Annotated in this window: 27 protein-coding genes; 3 read left to right on the top strand and 24 right to left on the bottom strand. The window is 46.3% G+C overall.

Annotated elements, in window-relative coordinates:
* Positions 1 to 271, top strand: a 271-nt coding sequence (locus tag ACYQ8U_RS20845) for a hypothetical protein (protein ID WP_459947497.1), incomplete at its 5' end; no start/stop codon positions are given.
* A gap of 22 nt (positions 272 to 293) precedes the next feature.
* Here the strand turns inward: ACYQ8U_RS20845 and ACYQ8U_RS20840 are convergent.
* The 14 genes from ACYQ8U_RS20840 to trbL all read right to left on the bottom strand — a co-directional run bounded on the left by ACYQ8U_RS20840 (position 294) and on the right by trbL (position 14614).
* Complete coding sequence (locus ACYQ8U_RS20840; protein WP_459947496.1) at positions 294 to 773, bottom strand: GNAT family N-acetyltransferase; 480 nt, start codon at positions 771 to 773, stop codon at positions 294 to 296.
* Positions 774 to 880: 107 nt separating this feature from the next.
* Entirely contained in the window at positions 881 to 2140 is a 1260-nt protein-coding gene (locus ACYQ8U_RS20835; protein WP_459947495.1) for an MBL fold metallo-hydrolase, read from the bottom strand.
* Between the two features lie 3 nt (positions 2141 to 2143).
* Positions 2144 to 2974 carry a hypothetical protein gene (locus ACYQ8U_RS20830; RefSeq protein WP_459947494.1) on the bottom strand — a complete coding sequence of 277 codons (831 nt, stop codon included), beginning with the start codon at positions 2972 to 2974 and terminating at the stop codon, positions 2144 to 2146.
* Between the two features lie 218 nt (positions 2975 to 3192).
* Positions 3193 to 3774, bottom strand: coding sequence for a PIN domain-containing protein (locus tag ACYQ8U_RS20825; protein ID WP_459947493.1), 582 nt, complete (start codon positions 3772 to 3774; stop codon positions 3193 to 3195).
* Positions 3775 to 4503: 729 nt separating this feature from the next.
* Positions 4504 to 5196 carry a lytic transglycosylase domain-containing protein gene (locus ACYQ8U_RS20820; protein WP_459947492.1) on the bottom strand — a complete coding sequence of 231 codons (693 nt, stop codon included), beginning with the start codon at positions 5194 to 5196 and terminating at the stop codon, positions 4504 to 4506.
* Positions 5193 to 7586, bottom strand: a complete 2394-nt coding sequence (locus tag ACYQ8U_RS20815; protein WP_459947491.1) for a zincin-like metallopeptidase domain-containing protein — start codon at positions 7584 to 7586, stop codon at positions 5193 to 5195. The genes ACYQ8U_RS20820 and ACYQ8U_RS20815 overlap by 4 nt, the downstream gene beginning before the upstream one ends.
* Complete coding sequence (locus ACYQ8U_RS20810) at positions 7573 to 7737, bottom strand: hypothetical protein (RefSeq protein WP_459947490.1); 165 nt, start codon at positions 7735 to 7737, stop codon at positions 7573 to 7575. The genes ACYQ8U_RS20815 and ACYQ8U_RS20810 overlap by 14 nt, the downstream gene beginning before the upstream one ends.
* 11 nt (positions 7738 to 7748) lie before the next feature.
* Positions 7749 to 8258, bottom strand: a complete 510-nt coding sequence (gene traF, locus ACYQ8U_RS20805) for a conjugative transfer signal peptidase TraF (protein ID WP_459947489.1) — start codon at positions 8256 to 8258, stop codon at positions 7749 to 7751.
* Positions 8236 to 10176 carry a type IV secretory system conjugative DNA transfer family protein gene (locus ACYQ8U_RS20800; protein ID WP_459947488.1) on the bottom strand — a complete coding sequence of 647 codons (1941 nt, stop codon included), beginning with the start codon at positions 10174 to 10176 and terminating at the stop codon, positions 8236 to 8238. The genes traF and ACYQ8U_RS20800 overlap by 23 nt, the downstream gene beginning before the upstream one ends.
* Entirely contained in the window at positions 10169 to 11410 is a 1242-nt protein-coding gene (locus tag ACYQ8U_RS20795) for a TrbI/VirB10 family protein (RefSeq protein ID WP_459947487.1), read from the bottom strand. Before ACYQ8U_RS20795 ends, ACYQ8U_RS20800 begins: the two co-directional genes overlap by 8 nt.
* Entirely contained in the window at positions 11397 to 11840 is a 444-nt protein-coding gene (locus tag ACYQ8U_RS20790) for a hypothetical protein (RefSeq protein ID WP_459947486.1), read from the bottom strand. The genes ACYQ8U_RS20795 and ACYQ8U_RS20790 overlap by 14 nt, the downstream gene beginning before the upstream one ends.
* The gene (gene trbG / locus ACYQ8U_RS20785; RefSeq protein ID WP_459947485.1) at positions 11837 to 12685 is read right to left on the bottom strand and encodes a P-type conjugative transfer protein TrbG; all 849 of its coding nucleotides are present in this window, start codon (positions 12683 to 12685) and stop codon (positions 11837 to 11839) included. The genes ACYQ8U_RS20790 and trbG overlap by 4 nt, the downstream gene beginning before the upstream one ends.
* 12 nt (positions 12686 to 12697) lie before the next feature.
* A complete protein-coding gene (locus ACYQ8U_RS20780; protein ID WP_459947484.1) occupies positions 12698 to 13396 on the bottom strand; it encodes a VirB8/TrbF family protein in 699 nt (232 codons plus the stop codon).
* Positions 13397 to 13477: 81 nt separating this feature from the next.
* Complete coding sequence (gene trbL / locus ACYQ8U_RS20775) at positions 13478 to 14614, bottom strand: P-type conjugative transfer protein TrbL (protein WP_459947483.1); 1137 nt, start codon at positions 14612 to 14614, stop codon at positions 13478 to 13480.
* On the opposite strand from trbL, the gene ACYQ8U_RS20770 reads away from it, so the two are divergent.
* The gene (locus tag ACYQ8U_RS20770; protein ID WP_459947482.1) at positions 14607 to 14843 is read left to right on the top strand and encodes a hypothetical protein; all 237 of its coding nucleotides are present in this window, start codon (positions 14607 to 14609) and stop codon (positions 14841 to 14843) included. The two genes, trbL and ACYQ8U_RS20770, sit on opposite strands and share 8 nt — an antisense overlap.
* A gap of 4 nt (positions 14844 to 14847) precedes the next feature.
* Here the strand turns inward: ACYQ8U_RS20770 and trbJ are convergent, their stop codons facing one another.
* From trbJ to ACYQ8U_RS20735, 7 genes are read right to left on the bottom strand one after another with little or no spacing between them, the layout of a single operon-like run.
* Positions 14848 to 15624, bottom strand: a complete 777-nt coding sequence (gene trbJ, locus ACYQ8U_RS20765; protein WP_459947481.1) for a P-type conjugative transfer protein TrbJ — start codon at positions 15622 to 15624, stop codon at positions 14848 to 14850.
* Positions 15624 to 18020, bottom strand: coding sequence for a VirB4 family type IV secretion/conjugal transfer ATPase (locus ACYQ8U_RS20760; RefSeq protein WP_459947480.1), 2397 nt, complete (start codon positions 18018 to 18020; stop codon positions 15624 to 15626). Before ACYQ8U_RS20760 ends, trbJ begins: the two co-directional genes overlap by 1 nt.
* Positions 18014 to 18307, bottom strand: coding sequence for a conjugal transfer protein TrbD (gene trbD / locus ACYQ8U_RS20755; protein WP_459947479.1), 294 nt, complete (start codon positions 18305 to 18307; stop codon positions 18014 to 18016). Before trbD ends, ACYQ8U_RS20760 begins: the two co-directional genes overlap by 7 nt.
* Entirely contained in the window at positions 18307 to 18618 is a 312-nt protein-coding gene (locus tag ACYQ8U_RS20750; protein ID WP_459947478.1) for a TrbC/VirB2 family type IV secretion system protein, read from the bottom strand. The genes trbD and ACYQ8U_RS20750 overlap by 1 nt, the downstream gene beginning before the upstream one ends.
* Positions 18611 to 19558, bottom strand: coding sequence for a P-type conjugative transfer ATPase TrbB (gene trbB / locus ACYQ8U_RS20745; RefSeq protein ID WP_459947477.1), 948 nt, complete (start codon positions 19556 to 19558; stop codon positions 18611 to 18613). The genes ACYQ8U_RS20750 and trbB overlap by 8 nt, the downstream gene beginning before the upstream one ends.
* A gap of 3 nt (positions 19559 to 19561) precedes the next feature.
* Complete coding sequence (locus ACYQ8U_RS20740) at positions 19562 to 19993, bottom strand: hypothetical protein (protein ID WP_459947476.1); 432 nt, start codon at positions 19991 to 19993, stop codon at positions 19562 to 19564.
* Between the two features lie 42 nt (positions 19994 to 20035).
* Positions 20036 to 20761, bottom strand: a complete 726-nt coding sequence (locus ACYQ8U_RS20735; RefSeq protein WP_459947475.1) for a nucleotide-binding protein — start codon at positions 20759 to 20761, stop codon at positions 20036 to 20038.
* 371 nt (positions 20762 to 21132) lie between these two features.
* Here ACYQ8U_RS20735 and ACYQ8U_RS20730 point away from each other — a divergent pair, with 371 nt between their 5' ends.
* Positions 21133 to 21894, top strand: coding sequence for a hypothetical protein (locus tag ACYQ8U_RS20730; RefSeq protein ID WP_459947474.1), 762 nt, complete (start codon positions 21133 to 21135; stop codon positions 21892 to 21894).
* 7 nt (positions 21895 to 21901) lie between these two features.
* Here ACYQ8U_RS20730 and ACYQ8U_RS20725 read toward each other — a convergent pair whose 3' ends face one another.
* From ACYQ8U_RS20725 to ACYQ8U_RS20715, 3 genes are all read right to left on the bottom strand, one after another.
* Positions 21902 to 22141, bottom strand: coding sequence for a hypothetical protein (locus ACYQ8U_RS20725; protein WP_459947473.1), 240 nt, complete (start codon positions 22139 to 22141; stop codon positions 21902 to 21904).
* A 373-nt stretch (positions 22142 to 22514) separates the two neighbouring features.
* Entirely contained in the window at positions 22515 to 23588 is a 1074-nt protein-coding gene (locus ACYQ8U_RS20720; RefSeq protein WP_459947472.1) for a Rossmann-fold NAD(P)-binding domain-containing protein, read from the bottom strand.
* Between the two features lie 270 nt (positions 23589 to 23858).
* The gene (locus tag ACYQ8U_RS20715) at positions 23859 to 26081 is read right to left on the bottom strand and encodes a hybrid sensor histidine kinase/response regulator (protein ID WP_459947471.1); all 2223 of its coding nucleotides are present in this window, start codon (positions 26079 to 26081) and stop codon (positions 23859 to 23861) included.
* Positions 26082 to 26824: the final 743 nt, after the last annotated feature.

Genomic DNA, 26824 nt, shown 5'->3' with positions numbered 1-26824 from the left:
ATCAAAATGGATGGCACATCCATATCATAATTTTGGTAACAATAATATCAATGATTTCAAATTGAAAGATTGCATATCAAAAGGAATAGTACTTTTATTGCCTTCAGGAAGAACATCACGGGATAAATCCATCATCGATGTTTTAATTTTCGGAATTGGCTATGTCCTGCATCATCCAGCTACCAATATTGCAATATTGTTGTGTCCGGTAAAGTATTTCTTTCCAATTGAATGGTTCAACGTTGAGTTCACTGGTAATCTTTTCCGGTGAAACGATTTGTTATCGAAAATATTTATATTATTAGTCTCAATTGCGGAGTGGTTCTGTTTTTAATAGTTGACGGGATATCTCTGATATATTCAAAACCCATTTTCAAATAAAATTGCTTTGAATTTGGATCTGACAAAACTGAAATTTCCTGTATAATTTGTCTTTTACATGTTTTTAATAGATGGTAGAACATTTGCCTTCCAATATTCTGCCCAATATATTCGGGCAATACAAACATATGTTCAAGCCAATATCCCTTCTCAAGATATATATTTTGAATTTTAATTTGTTCTGCTAAATTTATTATTGAGTAATACGCTATTATAGAGCTATTCTTTTCGAATACATAAACAAAATTATCAGTTATATAGCTATTCGTTATAGTTAATTCTTCTTTCCAAATTTGAAAGTATTTGTCTGGATACTCCCAATATTTTTTTGATTTAAATGATATGTCTGTTAATGTACTTGAGTCTTCAGGCAAGGCTCTTCTGATTTTCATGTAATTACTTGCCTCTCGTCGCTAACGTTCCGCAAAACCGATTGGCAAAGGAGCGAAGTGGATTTGCCAATCCGTTTTGATGCGGTTGTTAGCCCAAGTCCTTTCATTCATACAAAAATACGCTCATTATCTTTAAAAATGGAAACATGTTCAAAGTGTTGCGAATATTGTTCAGGGTGGAACGAGTGAACTGGAATTAGCCGCTTTGGTGATAGCGATGAGACAAACTTCTTTAAATCATCCAGTTTTGCATGACCACTCGTGTGCAATAATTTAAAGGGGATACAATTCTCTATGGCCCATGCCTTGAGTCGCTGCAATGCCACGCTCCGTTCCAGATAGCCAGTCCACATCGAGTAGACCCATACTGCTTCTGAAAGGTCAAAATGTCTTCCGATTTCTTTCCGGAACGGAGGGCGCAAAAGGATTACGGGATTTTTTGACTCTTTTGCAAGCTCAGGCAAAGGCTGTTTATGCGGTCTGTATTTTTTCATGACCCAAAACAATTTTTCCTGGACCAGATTTTCCCTCTGGAAAAAGGGATACCAAATGGAAACATTTATCCCGCCAGCTTGTGGGAGGCTATTTGTATATTCTTTCAAGCGATTAAATAATTCGGCGCTATACAGGTCAATGATCAGATTCCGGTTTGATCTCATCGCAGTTCGGTATAGCGAGATGATGCGATCAATATTTTGGCTCGGTACGGAAACCAATACAGGCCCTGAAAATTCCCGGCAGATCTCCATGAATTTTGTTTCGATTTCTTCTTCTGTTTGGAAAAATTCACTTTCCCTTTCTCCGATAATAGTTCCTTCCATCAGCAGAACATCGATTGGCGGCAATTTGGCTGCCAATTCGGAAGTGAGAGCTTTATTCAGACCATGGCCTCTAAAATCACCGGTATAAAATATTGATTTTCCACCCGCTTCGACCAAAAATCCATGAGCATCAAAGGCGGAGTGGTCCATTAGAAACGGTGTGACTGTAATCTCGCCAATCTTGACGGGCGAATATGATTGAAATTCAGCCGTATTGATGGTCCCTATTTTGTTGGGTGTGAATTCATCGCTGAAGCCCATTATTTTTTTTGTCGCGTTGCTCAAATATATCGGGATTTTGCTGGGTAGAAAACCTGCAAGGCCATAATGATCTAAGTGTGCGTGGGATAGGAAAACAGCATCAACTTTTTTTGTGCCGTGGGTCAAGTCGTCGAAAAGTGGCTGGGGCAAAAAAGATTTGATATCATCGCCGAAGTCGAAAGAAAGGGGAAGACCGAAATCAAGGAGAATGCGATAAGCATTGCTGGAGATTTCTATGCAGGTGCCCCCGACCTGCTTCGCTCCTCTATGAATCAAAATTTCCACTTCTCAGTTACCTGCCAATAAATCGTAATAGGTCGATTTCATGCCGATTTCACTGAATACCTGCTTCCAGCTATGAAAATTAGTTTTGTATTTCCCGGGCACGTTGTGACTAACCAAGGGAGGCAATTCGAGCAGCTCTTCGAATGTAACCCACCGGAGAATCAACGCATCTATACGACCGAGGAGAGTGTCCAAGTCGTGGCAGAGAAAGGTAATGGGGCAGATTTGCAGATCGGTTTTAAGCTCTATTGTGTTGGATTTATATTTTTCAAATTTTTGTTGGTAATTACGGTCAGAAAATGGCCCTTCTTGATTTTTGAAATATTGCGGCGTGAGCAAAGTGACATAGACACGCTCAGGAAAATTTCCTGCTTTGTCATGCAACAACAAGGCATGTTCTATTAGTTGGGATAATTGTAGAATTCGCGGGTTTTTCGGATTAGCATGGATATCGTCATACCATTTGGATTCGACAATGTTTATCCATTCTCCATTTGCTCGAATTTGTGAGTCACGGTCACTGACGATTTCCAGATGTCCCAGCGACAAATCGGCACGATTTCGCCAACATTTCAATTCCTCTTGCCTCAGACGTGTTGGATACAAATAGGCTTCAAGCCAAATTTTTGCATCATCAGGTAATTCCTCAGTCACTCCGCATAGTTTCTCAACCAGGCCATCTTGGTTGTCTTGATATTTGCGTGCTACAAGGTAGGTCCATACCACTTCTTTTGATAAATCGTTGTTTTTAATGGCTGGTTCTATCTGTCTTTCGACGTAAGGAAGTGGATGAATAATGTTGCTCGGATTTGATTCCATTTTTGGTTCTTTCACGGGCTAGTTATTCAGCTGATCTGCATATCTCTCCGGATTGGGATGATACACAGAAAGCTGACATCATTTTAGAGAACTTTGCTGGGGTTCTTCCATGGTCAACATCTTTCCAATCAGTCTTTCCAGGAATCTTCGGTTATTAGAATATAGTTGAGCTTGCACTTCTTACCCCACGTAAGGAAATGGTAAATAGGCGATCCTAATTTTTTGTTTAAAAATCAGAAGTTATACGAAATAGTATCTTTGGTCTCTGAAATCATTTTTCTCGCAAAGAGCAAGTCGATAATACGATCAATATCAGAAGCAGATATTTTTTTTTGAAAAATTGAGGAAATATAAACTGTAAGTGTTGTGAGTTTTCTTGGTCGTTTCTTTTTTTCAATTTTTCCGAGTATCTCAAATGCCCTGTTGTAGTTAGGATCCTCTTTAGGGGTTGATTTTGGATCAAGTTCGATAAGACTATTTATGCGTTTACATTTAAGCCCAGCTCTGTTCAGGTGACGAAGGAGTGGATCAAAACCTTTGTCTTTCGAAAGAACCGTACAATGAATCTGTGGTGATTTTTCCAAAACCCGACCTAGGTGACAAGCAATATGGAAATCAAGAGCGTTACTTCCATTGCCATCTACTCTCTCCCATTCAATTCGAGAACCTAGCTTTTGGGCAGAAGTTACAAGATCGATAGGAATCGATTTTTGGCTCGAACCAACAAAAATTTTAACGGTGCTATTTTTTTCTACTTGAGACAGGTCTATCTGCTGCACATTTTCAAAATCAACGAGTAAGAGTTTTTGTTCCATGTCTTTTTTAGTACCTGCATCACTGGTGAAGTGGTCCTCGCTGTCCTGTACATCACATCACATGGGATAGATTGAGGTTTCTTTACAGTACAATATTTCCAACATATCCGACCGTTGTCTTTAAGTCTTATATCAAAAAAATCTTCCAGACAATGTTTCATTTTTATTATTCGAGGGATAGATCGGCTTTCGGCTTCCCTGGCCACCACTCTCCTTTCTGATTTTGTTCCCGGAGTTTTCTGCTACGCCACAACCACCGCCAACAAATTACAAAGGGTGTGTTGGCCGGCGCGATCTTTCATTCTTGCAACTGCGAAATATCACCTGCCCTTAGATCTCTTCTTTTCCTACTGCCCTTTCTATCTTTCAAAATTGCGTTGTGGAATTTACCCTCTGGAACCGCACAACAGTTCCGGAGGGTGCATACCCCACGCAGCAAAATCTGTTTGTATGATGACTGTCATTTTTAGCTAGGTGTGCGATGCCCTTCCTACGGGCGGTTATAGCTCACAAAAACAGCAAGGGGGGAAATGCAACTGCATTGACTGGTAGAGTGGCAAGCAAAAGCGCTTGCTGAAAGATCTGCGGGGCTAAGACAGCGCAAGGGCCGAGAACAAGGATTTACAAGGGAATGAAAAGGGCGCTGGACAAAGCACAAATTGACGAGAGACTGGCCTTCAGGGCGGCAGACGACACCGCCGCCCTGAGTGAACAAACCATGGCCATTGCTTATATTTTACTATTATTCAATCGCTGTACAAACGGTACCACATTGACCTGTTGTTGCTCTGATCTGGCGACCTGGTTACCGTCTCGCCGCGCAACGACCAGGGGCGAAGAGTCTGGTTGTTCTTTTTCAAGCGTTGGCGTAGACTTGGGGTTTTCCGCCGGTGCACTCGAGGCAATCAATCGAGCAGGGATACGCGCCGGACCTTTTCCCAAAGCATCTTTAACCATTTCGGCATACCTCCGCCCTCTGGCCTCATTAGGTGAGTGATACGCACCAACCGCACTCCAGGTCTGTCCGTGCTTGTAGATCTCTTGTTGCAGTATCCATGATCCGAGATAAATATTCGCCAACGGATCAAAAGCCGCCTCCAGGGGGATACCGTATTTCTTCAACCAAAAATTATTTACCTGCATAACGCCGGAATCAAAAGACAGGCCCTCCGCCTCGGCTTCTTTGGCTTTTTTTAGTGCTTTTTCTTTGGAGTCAAACCGGTACCCTTTGCTTTCGATGTTAAGCGACCAGGGAGAAAAGCCGCTTTCAACGTGAGCTATCGCTTGCGTCCACTCAGCCGGGACATTCCAGGCGTTTGCCGCTTCTTCAAACATCGAAGCCATAGGTGTTGAATTTTCTGCCCAGGCTTGCCCAGCGACTACGCTGCCAACCAGGATCAGGACGACCAACCAGCGTTTCATCGGGCCATCTCCACAGTCTGCGACTTGACCCTTTTAGCCACAGCATCCAGACCTCGCGATTTATGCAGATCATTAAAATCTGTATATTTCAATGCCTTTTCCTCTTTGGTAAAACTTGGTACAACGACAGCAGCATCAATTGCTTGTGCGGCTTTTTGTGCCTTTTTCAGACCCACGTTGCCAAACGGAACACCATTGATCTGTTCCGGTAAATGATGATCGTTATCAGCACAAAGAGTAATTTCAGCCTGCGGGTATTGGTCGCGGAGGATCTCGGTCACTGGCTGGAGATTATTTGCATTAAACACAGCAACCACCGGTTGACCGGTGGCCATATGCAGGCTGGCTGCCGTAGCGTAGCCTTCAGCAATCAGAAATTCTTTATTATTCAACGACTTCAAAGAGGGAATAACAAAGACTGCTTCTTGCTGCGGGCAACCTTTCTCAAATCCTTTCGTACCGTTCGGCTCAACCCATTGCAAGGTTTGCAATCGACTGGTCCGGGGATCAAATCCAGGAATCAATAGGTTACCGTGCCGGTCCTGTTTTAACCCAAAACCTTTCACTCCTTTTTTTGCAAGATAAGGATGTTCCACGGCTGGTTCGGCGTTCATCCATTTGGCATATGCCCGTTTCATGGCCTTTGCCTGCTGTTCTTTTCGTTCGGTTTCTCGTGCCGCCAACCGTTTAGAGGCTTCCGCTTTCAAAACTTCCTTTTGCTCTGCACTCAAGGTGTGGCCGGTGGCGATCCATTTTACTTGCTCGCCGGTCTTGTAGTTCTGCCCCCAACCATTGGGGCGTCCGTCAGCGTAGCCGCAATAGGCACCGTCTTTCGTTCCGGCCTTGCCGGTCAACACCGGCACCCGGTGAATCTGCCCATCCATTAACGGCTCATCAACAATCAGGCCCGTTTGCTGGAGCGTCTGGGCAAACTCTTCTACAGGGGATAGACCTGGAGCAGTTGTAACAACCACAGCTTCTTTTTCCGGCAGCCATGCGGCCAGGGCTGTCAGGCTTACGCCTTCAGGGGCATACCAGAGTTTTGCCGTTCCATCCCATTTTGCCCCCGCGGCCTTGGCTTTATCTTTTTCTCGGTACGGAACACTTAAAAAGGTTTTTGTCTCAGCAAGCGTTTCTTGTGCTGCCGGTGCGACATCTTGAGACGAAATTTCAGCCGATTTCTGATACCCGGCCATGAACTGGTCTTTCATTTCTTGCGGTGCAGGAGACTCCAACCCCTCAAATTTCATGATCAATTTTTGCCGGTCAAAATGATCATAGTCCCTACTTGCTAAGTCAAATATTTTGTCGCCCTGGTGATATTCGCAATGAAACGCCCCTTGCTCGTTTGCCGCACAAAGCGCCTGAAAGGCCGTGCCAGCCTCTTGGGCGGAAGGATACTCTTGATATACTTCATGTGATACCTCAGCTTTTGATGTGTTGCCACTTATAACAAAAACCCCGGCTTCGACTTCAGGCTGCTCTGCTGTCAACTCCTGCTGTAGATCCATGACGTACTCCTTAATCTTTTCCGCGTCCCGGCTGGCCCTCATAATTTCATGCGGATCTTTTTGAAGAACGGTTACCCAACTGTCCACATAGGAAACATGCTGATCCGGTTGGTGTGGTAATCCCAACTCCTGGTTAAGCATCCAGGATGCTATTTCCGCGCGTAATTCCTCTTTGGCGTATGCTTCTGATCCACGCGGGCCAAACTCACGATCCATCCGTGATGAATGCCCGGTCCAATGACCGAGCTCATGCAGGGCGGTGCTGTAATAATTGCCCGCTTCAGGAAAGTTCTCGTGCAACGGCAGATGTATTTCATCGGTCGTAATTCGATAAAAGGCACGATTCGCTTGGTCATGGATGATAGTCGCGCCGGAATCCTGCAAGATTTTTTCACCCCTTTCAATCGGGTCCCAGGTGAGTTCCGGTGGTTCATAGGCTGGAATATCCTGACCATCAAGGGTTTGTAACTGGCTGGCATGAAATACGGAAAACACATGCAGGCGTGGCCGATCCAGTTGCACGTTTTCTTTCAGTTCTTCGCCCTTTTCATCCCGGACCGGCTGGCCGGAATCATCCAGCACAGTCTGACGATCTGTCCATTGCCAGAATACGACCTGTTGCGCCCTGGAACCTTTTTTTACCCGCCATTCCTGATCGTTGGCTTGTTTCATGGTCAACCACCGAGGATCAGCGTAGCCGTGCCGGGCCAACATTATCGTATTGATGCCCTTATAAACTGTGCCACTGACCGGATTCATGGGCCGGTTATACTCTCCGGCTTTCCATGGCTTTTGCCAGGGAGCAGTACCCTTTTTCAACTCCTCGATGATGGTTTCGGCAAAGGTTTCCGATATGGGTTTTCGGCTAGATTTCTTCACTGACGATTCCCTCCAGTATATCGGCCTCGTTTTCGTCGCTCTGGAAAGCGCCCATATAATCGGCAACATCCGGATCAACCGGAATACCTATGCCGGGGTGATCCATGGCCTGTTGCTCAACCTTTTGCGCTGCTGCTTTCAAGTAATCCATGTGATTCCTCCTTAAAAAGTAATTATCGGCTCAACCAGCCTGAGAGTAGCGAGCGGCACCAGGCCGAAATATCGGCTGTCAAAACTGCCGCTGTGATGTTGTGAGAGAAGCAAAACTTTATCCGGTGGGATAATACCGGGAACAAGGCGAGAGGGAGGCAATGGCCGTCCTTGGCTGTCCGTACTAACGATTACCGTACCGGCCAGCGGTTGACCGTTGACCGCAATCAATCCATTGGGCAATTCAAGCCTGTCGCCGGCAATGCCGGAGATCACTTTAAGCAGAGGGCGCAAGCCCGATGCACAGGATCCGGCGGCTAAGTAATCCCGCTCCCGCGCCAGGGTGATATGTTCAGCATCCTCAAGACAAAACGAGGCCAGCTGCCCACGCTGCATTGGGCCGTCCGTGATCCGGTACAGGCCGGGCGGCATGGAGCGGGTCAGGTTCAGTCGGTAACCTGCCGACCACAAAACCGCCAAGACTACCGAAGCGACCAGGCTAATCACGAAGATATTTTTCATATTCCGTTTCCGTTATCACCGGGCCGACCGGCACGGCAGCTTGTTTCTGCCGCGAGGCGGCATACAGGCTATCCGACTTCATAGGGGGTGGTACTTTGGCGCGGGCCGAAAATACCGGATCGATAAAATAGAGGATCTGCCGGCCGTAGATAGGGGATTGGCCGGCGGTAAAAATCAGCATGTCACCAGGGGCGGTCACTTTACCGGAGCTATCTTTCTCCGCGCCCGGCAGCCGCAGGCACTCATCGGGTGTCAGCAGCGGTCTGGATGTTTCGGCAATACTGGTTGATCGTGATCTGCCGCCTTTACCGCGACTAATGGAAACTTTTTTACTCACCACCGTTGTTGTACCGGTCAGTTTGGAGAGGTAATCAGCCGTTTCCGAGATGTTCGGGGCGTAGGCAATCCTGATATGACAATTGGCCATCAGGGCGTTATCCGTGCCATAAACATTGTTCAGTTGTTTGGTGTCCTGGACAATGAAATATCCTTTGATGCCGTACCCGGCCATGAAGGCAATCGCCCGCTCGATGATGGGCAATTTACCAAGTGAGGTGAATTCATCGAGCATCAGCAAGAGCCGATGGGCATAAATAGCCGTGCCGGCACCATTGGCAAAGGTCATTTTTTCTGTCAGTCTACCTAACAGTTGCGTCATAAAGATGCGCAACAGCGGACGCAACCGATCAATATCAGCCGGTGAGATCACCAGATAAAGGTTGACCGGCACGGCATGATTCATCAAATCCATAATCCGAAAATCACACCGTTCGATATTACGGGCCACAACCGGATCACGATACAACGCCAAATTTGCTGTAGCCGTGGAGACCACACCCGCCATTTCCTTATCTGCTTTTGCCAACATACCGCTGGCGGTGGAGGCGCAAAAGATATGGGCAGCGTGGGCTTTTTTAACATCAATACCGGGGAATATCGCGGACAGCATGGCCGCATGATCCGTGGCAATAATCTCTTCAAAAAGATCTCTGGGACCACCTTCGCGCTCCGGATCTTCGAGCATCAATGACACGTCATACAGGTTGGCATGCCGTTTTTTCGCATGGCGGGTGATCAGCAGGCAGTGCAGCAGCACCCCACCAAAAAAGCCGCAGGCCGCTTTGTCCCAATAATCCGGCAACCCCTTGCCGTCAGGGTCCAGCACCATATTGGCCACCTGTTGCACATCCGATATAGCCCGGTCACCATCTAACCGGATTTCCTCAAGCGGATTAAAACAGGCGGTCAGGCCGCTAGGGTCCGAAGGCTCAAAACGCAGGATCTTGTTGCCCCGGCTTTTGAGGTATCCGGAGGTCAAGGCGTAGTTTTCACCCTTAATATCAAAGACCACACTGGACTGTTCCCAGGCAAGCAAGGTCGGCAGGATCAGGCCAACCCCTTTTCCGGCGCGAGTCGGCGCAAGGCCCAACAGATGTTCCGGGCCATTGTGCCGCAGATACAGTTGTTCTTTTTTCTTGGAGTCAAACCAACCGCCGACATAGACACCCTGACCGGAGAGGTAACCCATAGCCTTTATGTCGCTATAAGTCGCCCATTTGGCCGTGCCGTGCAGATCCTTCCGCCCTTTTGGGGTCTGGTGAGCTGCCACATACAGCAAGCCAGCCAGGACCAGCGGGCCTGCAAAGATCATCAAGCCCTGATCGGTGATCGGCTGCACCACCGACGACGACAAAGTACCCGATGGCCAGTACAGCATTTGCCAGGGCCAATACCAGAGCCGGGAAAGGGCGGTAAACGGTTCACCGAGCGAAGGATGGTTGCCAAACATCCAGGCTATCCGTTGTGCCGTCCACATCAGCACCGCTAGACTCCAAAGAAAAACGGAAAAAATAACCAGCCAACGCCATGTCTTTTTAGTGGTCGTCCGGCTGACATGGCCGTACTGCTGTTCAGTCATTGTTTTGTCCTGTGTACGGATCGCGCCTTGTATATGGCTCTTTAAAAACAACGTCCTTGGTCACAATGACGTTAAACTGATACCCGGGCCGTATTTCCAAGGTCGGTTTGATATTCAGATTCTTTTGCAGCAGGCTAAGAGTTGTTTGCCCCATTTGTGCCGCCAGGGCGGCAGCCATGGCGTCTTGCACTGAGGTGCCGTCGCTGTTGTCGCTGTTGTTGGAAACATTATCCATGGCATAGCTAGTGCTGCCGGTAATCAAGCTCATTAACAGCGAAGATCCGAAGATGCGCAGATAATGATTATCCACCTGGTCCTCGTGTCCCGCATAGCCGGACATATCGGCACCCGGCATGGCGCCGAGGGTCACGGCGGAACCATCGGGAAAATTGAGCCGATTCCAGGCAATAAGGACGCGGCTTTGCCCGTACACCACGCGGGAATCATAGACGCCATACAGTTTTGAGCCTTGCGGGATCAACAGCCGATAGCCGGTCGCTGTGTCGTAGACATTCTGCGAAACCTGCGCGATCAAGTTTCCCGGCAGATCGGAGTTGATCCCACTGACCATGATTCCAGGAATGACGGTGCCGGTTTTGATTTCAAAAGATCGGCCCAATTCTCGCGTATAAGGGGAGAGCCATTCTTCCCGGCCTGACCTTTCAAAAAACTGTTCTTTATCTCGATCAGCAGTGGTGCTGTCGGCCTGGTTTGGATCCATCATGGACATATCGACCGGCTGTTGAACGGCGGCAGTCTGCGAATAGTGGTTAGTTTTACCGGATGGATTTTCCGTTTTGTTGGCGGCGTTGTCCGTCCCGATCCGCTTGGCGACCAGGGGCGAGGCCAGGGCGGTAACGTATGCCTGTTGCTTGGCCCGGCGTTGTTCCTGCTCCAGGCGAGCACTTTCCTCGGCTTGGGCTGGATCATTTCGCACTACCACCAACGGCCCTTTTGTTTGCGGTTGAGGCTGGTCTTCCGGCCGTAAAACCGCTGGACTATCGGATGGTGGCTGAAGTGACAATCCGTGCCCTTCCAGGACTGTCAAAGGCCTTTCCTGTGGGACCACTACCACCTGTTTTTCCACATCTTTTTTGGTAGAATCATTATAATTGACGCTGTAAAAAAGTACCCCGAACAGACCGAGGACGACCAGGGCGATAATGTACAACGGCCATTTTTTCATTTTTTCTGGTTTGGCCTTTGGCGGTCGTAAACTGTTAGGGCTTTCCATGGTCACCACCAGTTGAGAGAATTGAAAAACCAGCTGCCGGATACCCATTGGCCGTATATGACCGGGCTATGGTTTTGCTCTGTTCGGTGTCGACGATCCGGAGTTGCAGATACCAGACCGGCGGTACTGCCGAATGTAGGGTATCAAGTACATAGCTCATGGTCACCGTACCGCTCCCGGACAAGGTAAACCCTTTTTGCCGTAGGTTGGTTTCAAGCGCACGGCTGAACGCATCCGATTGCTGAGGTGTCACCAAATTGATCGAGGTGTGACCCGGCGGATAGAGGGATGTCAGATAACTCGTGGCATCGTCCGCGATAGCGACAACACCCTCTTGAGGGAGTTGACCGACAAAAGAACCGCCGACTTTGTGGCTACCCGCACAACCGGTCAAACCAAGAAACAGAATCAAAGCGAATATCCGGATCATTTTGCCCTCCTTATCTCGACACTCTCTTGATCCCCCCCCACTCCAGCGACCAGGGCAATTGTTTTGAAAAGGCCGTCAACCATCATGGTGGTATCGTTGATCCGGTAATTTACCAGTACGTCTTTATCGCCCTTGCGAACCAGGAGCGCGGGCATTTCTCCGGACCTCGTTGCATCGGGAAGCCTTATATATGTTTTTAGGCCATCATCAAATACTCGTTCCGGTTTCCAGGCGGCTTTGCCGTTGACCTCATAATTAAAATTGAGTTTGGACAAATCAACATCCCGGCCCGCTTCATCCTTGGTGGACTGCCATTCCTTTTCTTTTTTGGCCAGTTCGTTTTTCTGCAGGGTGGTTCGACGGATGGCGTCGCTATAAGTAAAACCGACATACGGGGTATGTCCGCTGCGGCGTGACAACAGCCGCAAATGATATACGCGCCGATCCGTGGTGATTACGGCACTTGTTTCAAGTCCGGAGTCCACCGGTTTGATGAACAAATGGGTAGTGTTTCCGGCGGTACCGGATTCAACCATCCACCGGGCCGAGTCACCAACAACGATCTCATTGATGGTTTCGCCCGGTTCCAATTCCACGTCACAGACCTGGAACGGTGCCGCGATCACGGTCGGTAGAGAGGCCCCATGCACATACATGAGTTTTCCCCCGGCGGCCATGTACGGCTGAACATCGCCGCCACCGTTCCATTGCGAAGAAAGTTGAAGTGCCTTGCGCTCTTTTGCGGTAAGCGGAATCGCCACCGGGTTCAGGTAGTTTGAGGGCTCGTTTGCCAGAACCGGAGAAGCCAGGGCCAGGAGAAACACTGCGACTATGACTTTTTGCATGGGTTAATTCCTCTAGTTGGTTATTATTTTGGAAGCTGCCAGCGCCGTAATGTAGACCCCGCCAGGATTGGCTAGAATGTCCGCCTCGGATGTAGGCGGTTGCAATTGGATAGATGCCGTGGCTTCGTAACTCCGTTGATCAATCAAGGCTCCGGCATGGCTGCGGATTGTCTCGATCCACTCGACTCTGTATGATGTATCGCTAACCGGCAGCGGCAGGCCCTTGATTTCCACATGAATCAGCTTGCCCGATTTGGCTATTTCATACGGGTTGTTTTCTTCAAACCACTGTTTAAGAACGCCCTTGGCACTGCCGGTGATAAGTCGGGACAGTCGAGTGATCATTTTTTTTTGTAGTTCGGTGTCTGCCGTGACCGTTCGCCAGTTGATAATGGCGTCGGCAATCTCGGACTGGACCAGATTACGCGGAGCGGCAACTGATTGATCACCTCGGATCACATTGCTAACCTTGCCTAATTTATCGACTTCGACGATATACGGAACAACCTTGACTTGCCGCGCCTGCATGATATTGCCAAAGAGAGATAGGGCTAAAATACCCAGACAGGCACATGCTACCGCTCGCCATTGCGCGGCACGGCTGATATACGATCCATACCGTTCTAACCATTCTTCCCGTCCGTCTATATAGGGGTTATTCGTCCGGGCAGACCGGTCCTGTAATGGTTCTTTTTTCTTCAAAAATTCCATTTTTTACCTCTTTTTTGGGTTGATATTCCCGAGAAATATCAAGGAATATCAGCAATCATTATATGATTTGTTTGTGGCTGATTAGGTTTGATCGTTGTTGAGGTTTTTTGAGACTTTCGCAGCTTCTCGCCCTTGTTTTAAATGCGAGTTCATGCGCTGGCCGATTGATCCCCAGGCATTACGGTCTTGCCGGGAAGAACTGTTCGCGTCCATTAAATTTTGGGCAGTACCGCCGAATTTAGCCCAACCGGTTTTGCCCTGGTGTCCTGCCATTTCTGCTGCTGCTTTAACAGATCCGATACCTCGTGCCAGGGATGCGCCACCTCCTGCTACCCCCGCCCCAACGGCTCCGACCGCTGCGGCGGTTGTCATTAGGCTTCCGCCGGTATTAGTGTGAGAACCGTTGATGATTCCGGCACAAACATCCGGAATGGTTTTGACCAGGGCGAGAAGCACAACAGCGGCACCAACGAGAATAAGGAGGTCTTCAAGTTGCATGGTTGTATCCCGGAAGTCATTTAAAAATGACATCCCGATACCAACAACAAGCTGCATGACAAAGAGTTTGAAGGCTACCGACAGGGCGTAGCGCATAGTATTAATGGCGTATTCTTTCAGAATACTTGACCCGCCGAATCCTAATAGAAGTACGGCAGCGTTCATGGCAATATAGGCTTCGCATTTAACCATGACGATCTGTGCGGTTATTAAGGCGAAACACACCATGATCATGGCCCCGACAATCAAAAAACCAAGAGAACTTATCGGCGTCCACCCTGATGATTCGTCTATAATTCCCTTAACGATATTCATTCCAGTATTGAAAGGGGATAAATTAAGATCAGGGCCGCCAAGAGTTATTGCAACTGAATTTAACCCATTGATCAAATTCATTGACCATACATCATAGTTTTTAATAACAGAGAAGATAAACCCTGCGAAAAGCAATATAAAAACAAACTGTTTGAAGATTGATGCAATATCGTCTCTATTTAAAGAAACTCTGATTCCGAGCAAAACAACATCTAAGATCAAACACCAATAAAATAATCGTTCCGCGTATCCTTGTAATGTTGTACCATATACAGAAGCCTGGGTTGAAAATTTGTCCATTATATCTACGACGATATTTCTAGGCTCGGCAAAGCTGACGTCCGGCACAAGAGCAATAAACAAAATAACTAAAACTAACAAATGGAGGGGTTTTATAATGCGCATAAAAGCGACCTTAATCTTTTTCTTTTTTGTGTTTGGCGTAACCATTGTCGGTTGCGATAACAAATTAGAAACATCTCAAAAAGTGACAAATAGTAACACCGTTTCCCAAACTCAAAACATCCAGCAGCCAAAAGATACAGCCGAAGAAGATAAAGAAAGGGCGGCCTGGAAGAGAGTTACCAAAACAACTGAATACGATGGCAGTAGATACGACAAACCTTTAAAGTAATGTTTTAAGGTAACGGCTCATTATATCGGCTAGAATCATAATCCGATGTAGTCGTTGCCTCTTTCCATTGTTCCATTTCCATCTGTGATATTTTTTCCGCCTTCATCTGGCTTGCCAAGGATGATTGCGTCTTTGTTGCCATTAGCTCGCGCAATTGCCGGGCCTCTTGGATTTGTATTGTGGCAAGCTGATTTCCGGCTTGAATTGCTTTCATTTGTCCATCAGGACTTTGAAGCAAACTATTGATATAATTTTCCAGTTCTCCGGTATCCTGCAGCTCTTGAAGTTGGTGGCCGGAAAGCTGGAAGGTGGCTTCAGACGCCTGATCTACTGAACTTGACCAGGTGTCATAATGGTTTCTATATTTTTGGTTCGCGGCAGCGATCTCTGCCGGACTAGCACCGGCCAGATCGGCAAATTCCGACTGTTCAGGAAAGAGCGTGTTGAACACTTCGGCCAGAGCTGTCATTTCACCACGTTGTGTTTTAAGGGTGCCGGTAAGAGAGGCCAGATCCCTTAATTGTCCGGCCAGTTGGGCCTTGATGTTACCCGGTAACGATGCAGTGTTTTGAATCATGTTCTGCACCATTTCGATTTGTTGCGCGGTCTGTTGGAGAGCTTCAGCATATTGACTGGTCAAAGTCTCAAGTTCTTTCAGATTAGTTACACGCTCCAAGGCTTGGACGAATACATTTGAGCAGTTGCTGCAATAAATTGCTTTGGCGGGTGCGGGTAGTGTCAGCAGCGCAGTAATTCCTAAAATTAGTAGCTTTTTCTTCATCAGTTCCCCCTTTCTTCCAGCCATTTTTCTTGCCAACTGGTTGGGCCGTGTTCTGCGGCCAATTGTTTGATTCTTGCAATACTGTCCTTGTCGGCAGCACCGACAAAAGAAAGCGTTTTTTGACCGAGAGCCAATTGCACCTGGCGGCGGCCTTCGGGTGAAATAATGTAATAATCTCGCTTCGGTGTTGCGTTGGCGATAATGTCTATTTGCCGGTTGTTCAGGCCGATATCGGTATACAGGTTGTATTGGTTATCCTGCCGGGCCGCATGGTTCGGCAGGAGTATTTTTGTGGGACAGGATTCAACCAGTACATCCATGATCCCTGAATTTCTGGCGTCAGACAGGCTTTGTGTTGCCAGGACCACCGCGCAATTAGCTTTGCGGAGTACCTTCAACCACTCCCGGATTTTGGCCCGGAACACCGGATGCCCAAGCATGACCCAGGCTTCATCGAGGATCAGCAACGAGGGTTGACCGGACAGACTTTTTTCAAATCGGCGGAAGAGATAGAGCAGCACCGGTATCATGTTGGCCTCGCCCATTTCCATTAAATCCTCGATCTCGAACACCATCATCCGAGAAAGGTTTAATTCGTCGTTGTTAGCGTCCAACAAATGCCCCATTGCTCCCTGTTGGGTGTATTGGGTCAGAGCTTCTTTCACCTCTTCATCTTGCACGACATGCCAAAAATCAGTCAATGACCGCATGTCCGGCGGATTATGCCGCAAGGTGGTGAGGGCGGTATGGATCGCGTTACGATGTCCCGGCAGAATGACTAATTTTTGTAATTCCGCCAGCGAGGCCAGCCAACCGGCGGCCCAGGAAAATTCCGCCTCGGATTCATCAATGTGTTGTAGAGGTGCGAAGGAAAGCGAATCAATACCGATGTGATAATGATCGCCACCGGCACCAAGACAGAGAGGATACAGGCTCATCCCTTTATCAAAGGCAACAATTTGCGCGTTTTGGTAACCGCGAAACTGGGCGGTTATAAGGCTCAGTAAGGTACTTTTCCCTGATCCGGTGGGACCGAGAACTAAAGTATGGCCCAGGTCGCCGGAATGGAGATTAAACCAAAACGGTGTAGAGCCGTCCGTGGTCAGGACCGCAAGCGGTCGGGATCGGGGTGGATAAAACGGGCAAGGACAATATTGGCTGCCGGTCCAGGTGGTTGCCAGGGGTAACAGATCGGCAAGGTTCAGGGTATTGACCAGCGGTCTGCGGACGTTGGCATATCCATTGCCTGGATGCGATCCCATCCAGGCTTCCAGGGCGTTGATAGATTCAACCCGGCAGCCGAAGCCAAGCGTTTGCACGATCCGCCGGAACTCTCGAGTTTGCTGGTGTAATTGTTCCAGGTCTTCATGCAGCAGGACAATACAAGACGACAGATAACCGATACCAACCAGTCCGGCCTGGACCTCTAACAGAGCTTCTTCTGCATCATCCCGCATCATTTGCGCGTCGCGGTTTACGCGGGCATTAGGATTGTTCAGAAACATATCCAGAAAACGAAACATCTGTTGTTGCCAGCCTTTCCGGTACATATTGATTTCCTTGGTACCGTCAAGCTGATCGAGACAGATAAACCGGGTTGAATACCGGTAAGCCACAGGGATACTGTCCAGGTCCGCCAGCATCGAGGGCCAGGATTCATGGGGCAGGCCATCGAGGGAAAGTACAGATAGATACTGCTCCCCAATACGAGGCTGTAAGCCGCCTATTAGGTCCACTCCGCCGATAAGGGCGTCCAGATACATCGGGGTTGACGGTACACGGATAGGATAATTTTCTCCGGTCAGGCAACGTTGCAGGTGTGACAACAAAGAAGAAAAAAAGTGGCCGTCTTCCTGCTCAATTTCCCCAAGCCGTTCCATCCGCAAAACCGAGGAAAGCAAATCTTCCAATTCGACTAAAGTACCAATAAATTGATCAAGGGCCTTTTCCATGCCGGAAACGGAAACACCAGTTCGGACGGATTGTGCCATTTTCGTGGCCTTAAGATCCGGCTTAAAAGTGACCGTCAAAACCGTTTCAGTTTTGTAACAGAGGCCGTTGCCAAAAAAAGAACGGCGTTCTTCATCAATTAACCGGGTGACCGGATCGGGAAAATATCCGCTTTCCGGCTGCGGGTACGCATGGTGGGGGCTGCGGATGGCATCTACATGCAACATCCAACCAGTACCTAGCATTCTGATACCATTGCTGACCTTGTTGGAAATCCAGGCTAATTCGTCCGGGGTGGAACCCGCCGTGTCTTGGCCGGCTATTGCCCAGGCTGCGAGGAAAGAGCCATCTTTGTTTAACACGACTCCAGGCGCGACCAGGGCGGCATAGAGCAATAAATCAGGTAGTCCTTTGGCGCTGGATCGGTAATCTTTAAGTTTCAACACTTGAATCCCCCTTGCGACCGCCAACGGGACGCCCTGGCCGGATAGTAATCTTGTTGATTAATATGGCGAATCCAGACCTTTGACATAACCGGATCGCTTTTGGCCATTGCGCGTAAAACAAACAGTGAACAGATCCAGAACAGCACCGCTGACACTCCGGAAATAAGGGTCATACCGCCTACCCCTACCAAAAAGGCAATCAAGCCGCTGAACATGACCAGTTCGCGTTCAGCACCGAATACCTGATTATGGCGATGCAGGCTTTGGCGGATCGGCACGGTTCGCATTAGATGAGCGCTCCGGAAAAGGAAAAAACGTTATTGACGATAGAGGTGGCAAAGGCAATGAAACTGATACCAAACACTACCTGCAACAGCAGTTTGAAACCGCCGGACAAATCATCTTTGTTAAGAATAAAAACCACGCCACAGAGTGCCATGGCGACAATTGAAACCCATTTACCCGCCGGGCCGGTGATGGTGTTAACCACTTTTTCTAAAGGGCTGGAAAATTCGGTTATGCCGCCGGAGGCGGATACAATCTCCGGAGTAACAAGAGCCAATAAAAGCAACAGGGCAAAAAACAGTTTGTTATGCATGAAAAACAACCTCAGTTTGATATTTATGGTTTTTGGTGTCATAGCCGGTGACGCGTAAGACCTCGGCTATGCGACGACCGCCGGGGGATCGTTCAATAAAAACGACCATGCCAACGCTTTTGCTAATGAGTTTTTGCTTGGGTGCTATGGTAGCCTCAGCAATTAATTCTTCCAGCCGGTCTAACCCTTCGGCTGCGCTGTTGGCGTGAACCGTGGCGATCCCGCCAGGGTGACCGGTATTCCATGCTTTCAACAGATCCAGGGCCGCACCGTCGCGGACTTCACCAATGATGATACGGGTAGGTCGATAGCGCATAGTCACCTTGACCAGACGCCGCATATCCACATGGTCCGAGGTTCGAAAAAATACTGTATTGGGGCTTTTTGATTGGAGTTCCATAGTGTCCTCCAAGATCAGGAGGCGGTCGGCTGGACAAAGATCGGCAAGAGCGAGGATCAGGGCATTAACCAGGGTGGTCTTGCCTGATCCGGTACCGCCAACCACCAGGATATTGATACGCGAGGTAAGCGCTTCTTGAAAAAGGGGAATTAGTGCAGCACCCATGATTCCGGTCCGGACGTATTCATCCAGGCCGAAAACACGGCTTGCTTTTTTCCTGATTGTGAAACTCGGAGCCGATACGACAGGCGGCAAAAGTCCCTCAAATCGAGAGCCATCCAGGGGCAATTCACCTTCGACAATGGGACGCTCCGGCGTCACCACGGTATCCAAACCGCTGGCCACTAAAGACAGAATCAATCGGGCCTTTTCGGTAGCCATTACTGAAACAGACGCCATTTCATGGCCGAGTTTTTCAATCCAGATTTTACCGTCAGGGTTGAGCATGATTTCTACAACGTCCGGATCACGCAGCGCGGACATAATGACAGGACCTAAATTGTGTTCTAATGATGTCATCAATCGGTTGTCTATGCTCATTGGTTACCTCAACACAAAAACAGCGACATTAACCAGGGCGGATATTCCGACAATGGCAGCAAGCCACACCATGTTGGACCGAAAACGGTTCATCGTGGCACCATTTTCCTGAAATATTTTGTTGATTTCATGTACCGACGAAGTGGAAATGCTTTCGCTCAAGCCGGCCGTAGTCTGTTCGACAGCTTGAACATAGTTGTCTGTTTTATCAGTTAGGATCGAGGTAAGGGCTTTCCGGTGACGATATAACAATTTCTCTTCTTCAGTGAGGAAGGCATTAAGCAAGGTCACCATCATAAGGATGGGATCATCAGGAGAGACTGTAATGGAATTTTTGGTTGCAAGGAGGGAACGAACTTCATCTAACGTTAGACCGATGCCGTCTGGTAATTGTGGCATGTTCGGGATTTCTGGTTTTGGTTCTTGTTCGTTCATTATTGGTACACTTCCTTTTTCTCGGGCTGTTTACTGGTTTTTTCAAATCAATTGTGCTTTGTCTATTTCCCCTTGAACTTCCGACCAAAATGTTTTTAAGCGCTGACGCACCATAATTGGCACTTTAGAGTTATTGATGGCAGTATCAAAAGTTTCCCTGCTGGAAAAAAGGTCTTCCAGATCTTTGCCAAACGTAGCTTTTTTTCTGAGTGGAATATGAATTATTGATTGAAATTTATGTCCATATTCTTGGTAAATTTTAAATTCTTCAAATGTTTTTCCGTTCTTAAAAATATCCCCAAAATAAAGATTTAACCAAACGACAATAGGGGCATCAAAAGATGATGCTAGTGTACCTAAACCGGCAAGAGTATCACCTAAAGCCTGTCCACCTGTAATAATTGAATGCAAAACAACTTTATTTCCAGATTCTTTTATTAAATCAATAGCATTGTTTTCTTTTAGGTACGAACAAAGTGGAATGAATGACGAGGCCCCATTATCAATAATTATATGTTTATCCTCGCTGTCTGTTTCTAGTATTTGTTCCATCAAGGTGTCAAACTTTCTAGGATCAATATCATCATCATCCATGATATTTAACTGTTTTACATTTAAATCGACACACCTTGAAAAGGTTGCATTTACCGGGTCTGTATCTATTCCAATACAATTTTTATTTTTTTGTATGTATTGAAACAGCATTGAAGAAACTAAAGATTTACCAACACCGCCCTTCCCTTGTAAGATAAAATGTACTGTATTCATTCGTTTTTTTATTAAAATTGGTTTCTTTTGGTGGCTAGGCAACTAAACGTTATAAAGCTACCAATCCGGCAAATGGCCATTTTTACGGTATTTATGTGTATTGTAGATCCCCCATCACGGGCTTAGGTTTATGTTCTGGCCTTTGAGATACACCTAAATACACTTAAAACAACTAATATAAACATAAAATAGTAAATAAAAAGATATATGTCAAGCTTATAGTGTGGCGATTTTTCACTTAAAATATTTTGATTTTGTTGTTTGCCGGCCCTGCTCTTTCAATTTCTCTTGTAAAGTTATTGCTTTTAGTGAATTTTCGTATATTCTTCTGTTTCGCGATCAATGCACTTAAATCTCAATGGCGGGAAAAAATGCCGACAAATTTTGATTATTTTCTCAGTTTTCTTCGTAAGAAAATAGACGACGGGGAGAGGCAAATCGATATAGCAACATCAAATAAGATAAATAAATCAGCTGCATATATAAATAAACTGTATAAAGGAAATCCTAAAAGCTGCCCCATTGATACACAACGGTGTTTCGCGGATTACTTTAAAATTTCTTATGATGAAATGATTCAGGTGGGTAGATCAATTTATGAAAAAGAAAATCCACCAGCGAAAGACAGTGGCATTGGGAATAGTGTTTATGATGGTACTGTTGTTAAACCAGAGGAATTGATAACTCTATTGAACCAAGTGATATATGGTATTAAGGCCAATCACGGATTTTGTAAAAAAGTTGAAGAAAAGGCAGAAAAATACGAAAAGCTTCTAGACGAGATAGAATTATATAAGACTATTTTTTCCAATTTAAACGAGGGGGTAACGTTCTATAACTCAAAACGGGACATCATTTTTTCGAGTAATAGATGGGGGCTCCTCGATGGGTTAGACATTACGACCCAACCCTCTTTCGATACAGTGGTTTTGAGTCTTAGGAAAAAAATAGTCAACTTTGATGAAGTTCTCGATAGTGTTTCTCTGGCTTCAAAGGAGAGGAAGGAAACGGAAGTTGATGTTGAAATACAAAACGGTGCGGTTTTTCACTTTCGGGTGGTTCCTATCTTTCGGGGAGAAATATTTTTAGGTTCTTTGCTAATAAATACTCCTAAATCTCCCCCCAAATCGTGAATTTTAGCTATTCGACAGGTAGCGGCACTAGTTGCCACTGATCAAATGTAAAATGGTTCATTGTAGGATCGTTGACGACAGCGACCTTTGTGTTTCCTTTGACTCCCATGGCCCACCCAATTTCCAATATATCCGGTGCGTCCAGATCCCTGACATAAACGTATACACCTGGTTCGGGATGAAATTCTTTCCAATCATGCCAGATTCCTGCGGGTACCTCTGTTTTTTGCTGTTTTTCTACTATCATTCCGTGCCACATCTTTGCTTGCCTCTTATGTGTCGCTTTATCTAATACACTAAAATACACCAACAAATCAGAAAATAAATCAAAGTAGTCGGTAATATATTAATATATGTTATTCTTGTCGTCAATGGCAATATTTCAATGGCAATATTTATCCCGGCGATCCTTCACCCTTAGAACTTTGAATAACTCTGATCAGTCCACACTAGCCGGCCTAGACCAAGGCCTGGCTGGTGTGGACTGATCAGGGGGCAGTTTTTGGTATCAAAAGTGGCCCGGTGGTCCAACTAGGGCCATGTTGTAATTGGTGTTTTAAGGCTAAAAATATTTTCAATCTTAAAAAGCGAACCACATTTTTAGTTATGAGTTTTTACCGTCAACCCACCTCGGCTATTAGTTCACCTTCAACCTCGCCGACACCGTTTAGATTGGAAAGTCGAATCGGCGTGTCGGCAAGAAGAGCTGTCGAAAAAGATTGTTTCCTGGCATGCAGACAGAAGGAATCCAGTTTGTTGTTAATTTCTCCTGTTAGGGCGGCTAATAATGCTGGCAGAGAACAAGCTGGAAGCTGTTTTTGGCCCCAGCCACCGGGCAGGGCAAGGACAAAACGCATACCGGTTCTCTGTACCCGGTTTCCCATATAGATCTTTTGTGATAACTTCTCTTGATCAATCGCCGGGCGGGAAAAATCGATGACAGATGTCTTGTCTCCCATTATCTTCGGAAGATTACTCTCTATAAAATCTTCTCCCTTTGGCAGAAGATTCACTACAAAATTAGCCTGTTTCACCATCTCTTCGCTTTGGCAAGAGGTGATCGCCAGGACATTTCCTCGTCGAGTAAAGCGCACATCTACAATATTACTTTGCAGCCCCTGTCCACTTAAATATCCATGCAAGGTTTCTCCCAGTTCTCCGCCTCCGATGATGGCAATTTTTATCTGCTTTGAAAATGTCTTTTTCTGAAGCGCAGCCCAATTTATCGCTTCGTGGATGCTAAAAATATTGCCATTGATGCTACTAAATATAGGTGGTTCAATAGGGATGTTGTGGCGTTTGGAAAAAATCGGCCCTAATTGACCGGCTAACCCGATTGTCTTGGCACCTGCTAGTCGTCTTATCCAGCGCATACGCCTAACGATAGTTTCTGCCAGTTGCCGGTTTTTTTTTCGTGCCAGGTCCCGTGGAAGGTCTGGAACCACAAAGTAAATGCCGATAGGGCACCAGCCATCCACAATGAGTCCACCAGGTGTTGGTCTGCCGGATAAATAGCGACGGAGTATTGGAATATTTGGACAGAATTGGCGACATTCCACTTCGTCAGTGGGATAAACAAGAAAAACAAACCGGAAGAGCTTGAATTGACCAGCTATTCCAATGAGTAGCCAGATCGGCCAGCGCAATACGGTTCCTAAAAAGATAAAAACAAACTGACGTAAACATGTAACCATAATGATCCACCTCATAATATTTTGACTTTTTCCAATATCGGTGTTGTACTCTTCCTTTATTATTTCGGTTTTTTTGATGCAAATGTTTAATAAAAATATGTTTAGCAATAAAACGTTAGAAATTATAGGGAATTTTAGAAATTATAGGGGATTATTTGTGAAACACGGGCAAATCATTAATGATCTGTTTTTAGGTATGGTGCGGATAAGTGTGAAATGATCGTTGGCGATGGTACAAGTGCGGGGGCAACTATGATAAAATCTTACTGGTCATTTGATATTGTGTGCTTTTAATTCCACGCTTTGTAGAGCCAGAAATAGTTCGCGCATGCTGTAAGGTTTTTTTATGAATCCGCCTGCACCGAGTGCAAGTGCTCGTTTTACCTCTTTATTTTCAGAATAACCACTCGCTATTAGAGCCTTTTGTCCGGGGTTGATTTTGATGATGTTCTCATAGGTTTGTCTGCCGTTCATTCCTGGTTCCATCATCATGTCAATTAACACCAAGTCAAATGTCTCCTTTTGCATAGCGGCTACAGCTTCTTCACCCGAATTAACAGTTTTTGTTGTGTATCCAAACGTTTCGAGCATTATACTTGCTATATCGCGTAGTTGCGGTTCATCGTCCACCACAAGGATGTGTCCGGTTGGTTGATCCTCTTGCTCAGTAGGACTATGGGTATTTTTAATTTCGGCACTATTTGTTGCGGGGAGATATAGAGTAAAGATTGTTCCCTGTCCACTGCTGTCAACATCGACTGCGCCGTGGTGCTCATCCACCACACTCCACACTACAGTCAGGCCCAGTCCTGTACCACTTCGGCCCAATATTTTTTTGCTATAAAATGGTTCAAATATTTTCTTAACATCCTGACTGGAGATACCTGAGCCATTATCCTTAACACGGATACGCACATAGTCACCAGGACGTAGGTTTAGATTTTCAAAGGCATCATCACTAAGGTTTGGTCTGTCTGTCTCGATCTCTATCCACGCCCTTGGCTTGTCTCTAACCTCCTCAACAGCATTGATCAGTAAATTCATGATGCATTTTTGTATGTGGATCGGTGAGCAAATTATTGATCCGGTAGCTTTTCCAAACCGTTTGATAATTGCAACATTCGGTTGATTTTCGGTAATTTTTATAGCTTCGGGGGTGGCAAGAAACTCTTCAATCAGGTTGTTGCAGTCATGCGGTTGTTTGACGCTGGCGACTCCACGAGCCATCGTTAATAACTCAGTTACCACGGCGGCGGCACGCCGTCCAGATTGAAGGACTGCTTTAAGCGGCTTTATAAGTGGACTGTCAGGGGGTAAACCTAAAAGCATCAGTTCCGGATAACCAGTAACTCCAGCCAGAATATTATTCAGATCATGGGCAATGCCCCCGGCCATCAGACCAATAGCCTCCATTTTAGAAGATCGGTGTAATTGTTCTTGCAGGTTCCTATTCTCTTCTTCTTGTTTTTTACGTCTTGTGATGTCGCGACAGGTGCAGAGGATAGCGTCCTTATTGTCAACGACGATAAGTTGAGCTCTTATTTCTACGGGTATGTGGTTACCTGATCGAGCTATCTGTTCAGCTTCCAAATCTCCGCTACCAATGTCAATAGCCTTTTCAAAAAGGGCTTTGATCTCACCACCTGAACCTTTTGCATAAATATCTTTAGGTCTTTTGGTTTTGATTTCTTCTTCGGTATAACCAAGCCTGTCGCAAAGTTGCTTATTTGCACTGGTAAAATGCCCGTCCAGGGTGATAATACTGATACCATCACTGGAGTTGTCATAGAGAGTCCGATAACGTGCCTCACTGACGCGGAGATCGTTTTCTTTGGCTTTCCTGTTTTGTACTTCCGTCAACAATTCTCCTGTTCGCTCCGCAACTTTTTTTTCCAGATTATTTTTTAATTCCATTAACGCCTGGTGCGAGCTTTCTCTGTATTTTTCATAAATAAGCGAAAAAAGGATAACTACTGCAAAAGAAGGAATGAATCGCAGGACAAGATTCATGTCGTAGAGGTTGATCATTGATGAGTTGAGATCAACTATCATGACTGTAAGACATGACAAAAAATAGGCAGAGGAATACCAAAAACCTTTTTTGCTACCAAGCAGAAAAAAGGCAAACAAGGGGTAGGTATAGCTCCAAAGAAAAGCGGTTCCGGTGACTCCGCCGCTGATGAAAAGATAGAGATACAGGAAGAACATCATTGTGACGCCTGTCTTGATGCAAAAGTCCAGGTAGCCTTTGATGCGCAGAAGAAAAAGAAGACCAAGGAGAAGCAAGGCAGCTGAAAAATCTAAAGCGGCGAGAAGTACCCCCCCTTGTACAACGGCAATACAACCCAGAATAATTAGAAAAATAATGCCGACAGCAGAAATGCCGTACATTAAACTTTTTCTTATTGAATTATCATCAATTTTTCTGCTATCAAACAGCCGTTTACTAACGGTGTCAAACCAGGATTGGAGCAAAAAAGAGGTATTAGTCATTGGAGAAGGACCTTTTGTCTGGTTCTTGTGATGATGATAATTTGTTTTTATAGATCTTTCTTTTCCAACCTAAACAGATTCTGTTTAAAAAACAATATACTAGTTGGGCCAATGCTCCTCTTTTTCCTACCAGCAGCACAACGTTAAAACTGGCCTCTTAAAAAGAAAAACAGGTTGCGGTACCGGTTTTTCGTGTGTTGCAGCCTGTTAATTTGGGGAAACCGAGGAAAGAATTGAGGGCCGGTCGGGATCATCGAGCCATTCCTACTGCCCTTTTCCATTTTTCAAGATTGCGTTGTGGAATTTACCCTCCGGAACCGCACAACAGTTCCGGAGGGTGCATACCCCACGCAGCAAAATCTGTTTGTATGGTGACTGTCGTTTTTAGCTAGGTGCGCGATGCCCTTCCTGCGGTCGGTTAGAGTTCACAAAATCCGCAATAGGGAAAGGCAACGCTGCATTGACTTTTAGAGTGGTAAGCATAGGCGCTTGCTGGATGGGGCTGCAGGATAAGTCTTTATTCAAATAAAAGCGGCCGCACCTCCTTCTTGTACTTTTAAAATGCCAAGCATAAATGGATGCTGGCAGCGGGAACCATCAAGAAACTCAACGGTTTATCCGGTGCATTTTTTTGTTGGAAATCGGTATTAATTCAAGATACTGAAATTTCGTCATATGCAGGCAGAATGTTATAATTTTATGGGCGTCCCATTATTAATCACACTCGCGAATGGAGTTATTTA

It is taken from the genome of Desulfocastanea catecholica (assembly GCF_054657295.1).
Note: the sequence above shows the minus strand (reverse complement) of the source record. Positions and strands in the feature narration are given on the sequence as shown.

Excerpts from the sequence above, each read along its gene's own strand:
- ACYQ8U_RS20825 (WP_459947493.1), bottom strand. The coding sequence starts at position 3,774 with ATGGAACAAAAACTCTTACTCGTTGATTTTGAAAATGTGCAGCAGATA.
- ACYQ8U_RS20820 (WP_459947492.1), bottom strand. The coding sequence starts at position 5,196 with ATGAAACGCTGGTTGGTCGTCCTGATCCTGGTTGGCAGCGTAGTCGCT.
- traF (WP_459947489.1), bottom strand. The coding sequence starts at position 8,258 with ATGAAAAATATCTTCGTGATTAGCCTGGTCGCTTCGGTAGTCTTGGCG.
- ACYQ8U_RS20715 (WP_459947471.1), bottom strand. The coding sequence starts at position 26,081 with ATGACTAATACCTCTTTTTTGCTCCAATCCTGGTTTGACACCGTTAGT.
- ACYQ8U_RS20750 (WP_459947478.1), bottom strand. The coding sequence starts at position 18,618 with ATGCATAACAAACTGTTTTTTGCCCTGTTGCTTTTATTGGCTCTTGTT.
- trbJ (WP_459947481.1), bottom strand. The coding sequence starts at position 15,624 with ATGAAGAAAAAGCTACTAATTTTAGGAATTACTGCGCTGCTGACACTA.
- ACYQ8U_RS20795 (WP_459947487.1), bottom strand. The coding sequence starts at position 11,410 with ATGGAAAGCCCTAACAGTTTACGACCGCCAAAGGCCAAACCAGAAAAA.
- ACYQ8U_RS20730 (WP_459947474.1), top strand. The coding sequence starts at position 21,133 with ATGCCGACAAATTTTGATTATTTTCTCAGTTTTCTTCGTAAGAAAATA.
- ACYQ8U_RS20800 (WP_459947488.1), bottom strand. The coding sequence starts at position 10,176 with ATGACTGAACAGCAGTACGGCCATGTCAGCCGGACGACCACTAAAAAG.
- trbL (WP_459947483.1), bottom strand. The coding sequence starts at position 14,614 with ATGCGCATTATAAAACCCCTCCATTTGTTAGTTTTAGTTATTTTGTTT.
- ACYQ8U_RS20720 (WP_459947472.1), bottom strand. The coding sequence starts at position 23,588 with ATGGTTACATGTTTACGTCAGTTTGTTTTTATCTTTTTAGGAACCGTA.
- trbB (WP_459947477.1), bottom strand. The coding sequence starts at position 19,558 with ATGAGCATAGACAACCGATTGATGACATCATTAGAACACAATTTAGGT.
- trbD (WP_459947479.1), bottom strand. The coding sequence starts at position 18,307 with ATGCGAACCGTGCCGATCCGCCAAAGCCTGCATCGCCATAATCAGGTA.
- ACYQ8U_RS20810 (WP_459947490.1), bottom strand. The coding sequence starts at position 7,737 with ATGGATTACTTGAAAGCAGCAGCGCAAAAGGTTGAGCAACAGGCCATG.
- ACYQ8U_RS20725 (WP_459947473.1), bottom strand. The coding sequence starts at position 22,141 with ATGATAGTAGAAAAACAGCAAAAAACAGAGGTACCCGCAGGAATCTGG.
- ACYQ8U_RS20790 (WP_459947486.1), bottom strand. The coding sequence starts at position 11,840 with ATGATCCGGATATTCGCTTTGATTCTGTTTCTTGGTTTGACCGGTTGT.
- ACYQ8U_RS20840 (WP_459947496.1), bottom strand. The coding sequence starts at position 773 with ATGAAAATCAGAAGAGCCTTGCCTGAAGACTCAAGTACATTAACAGAC.
- ACYQ8U_RS20740 (WP_459947476.1), bottom strand. The coding sequence starts at position 19,993 with ATGAACGAACAAGAACCAAAACCAGAAATCCCGAACATGCCACAATTA.
- ACYQ8U_RS20780 (WP_459947484.1), bottom strand. The coding sequence starts at position 13,396 with ATGGAATTTTTGAAGAAAAAAGAACCATTACAGGACCGGTCTGCCCGG.
- ACYQ8U_RS20735 (WP_459947475.1), bottom strand. The coding sequence starts at position 20,761 with ATGAATACAGTACATTTTATCTTACAAGGGAAGGGCGGTGTTGGTAAA.
- trbG (WP_459947485.1), bottom strand. The coding sequence starts at position 12,685 with ATGCAAAAAGTCATAGTCGCAGTGTTTCTCCTGGCCCTGGCTTCTCCG.
- ACYQ8U_RS20770 (WP_459947482.1), top strand. The coding sequence starts at position 14,607 with ATGCGCATAAAAGCGACCTTAATCTTTTTCTTTTTTGTGTTTGGCGTA.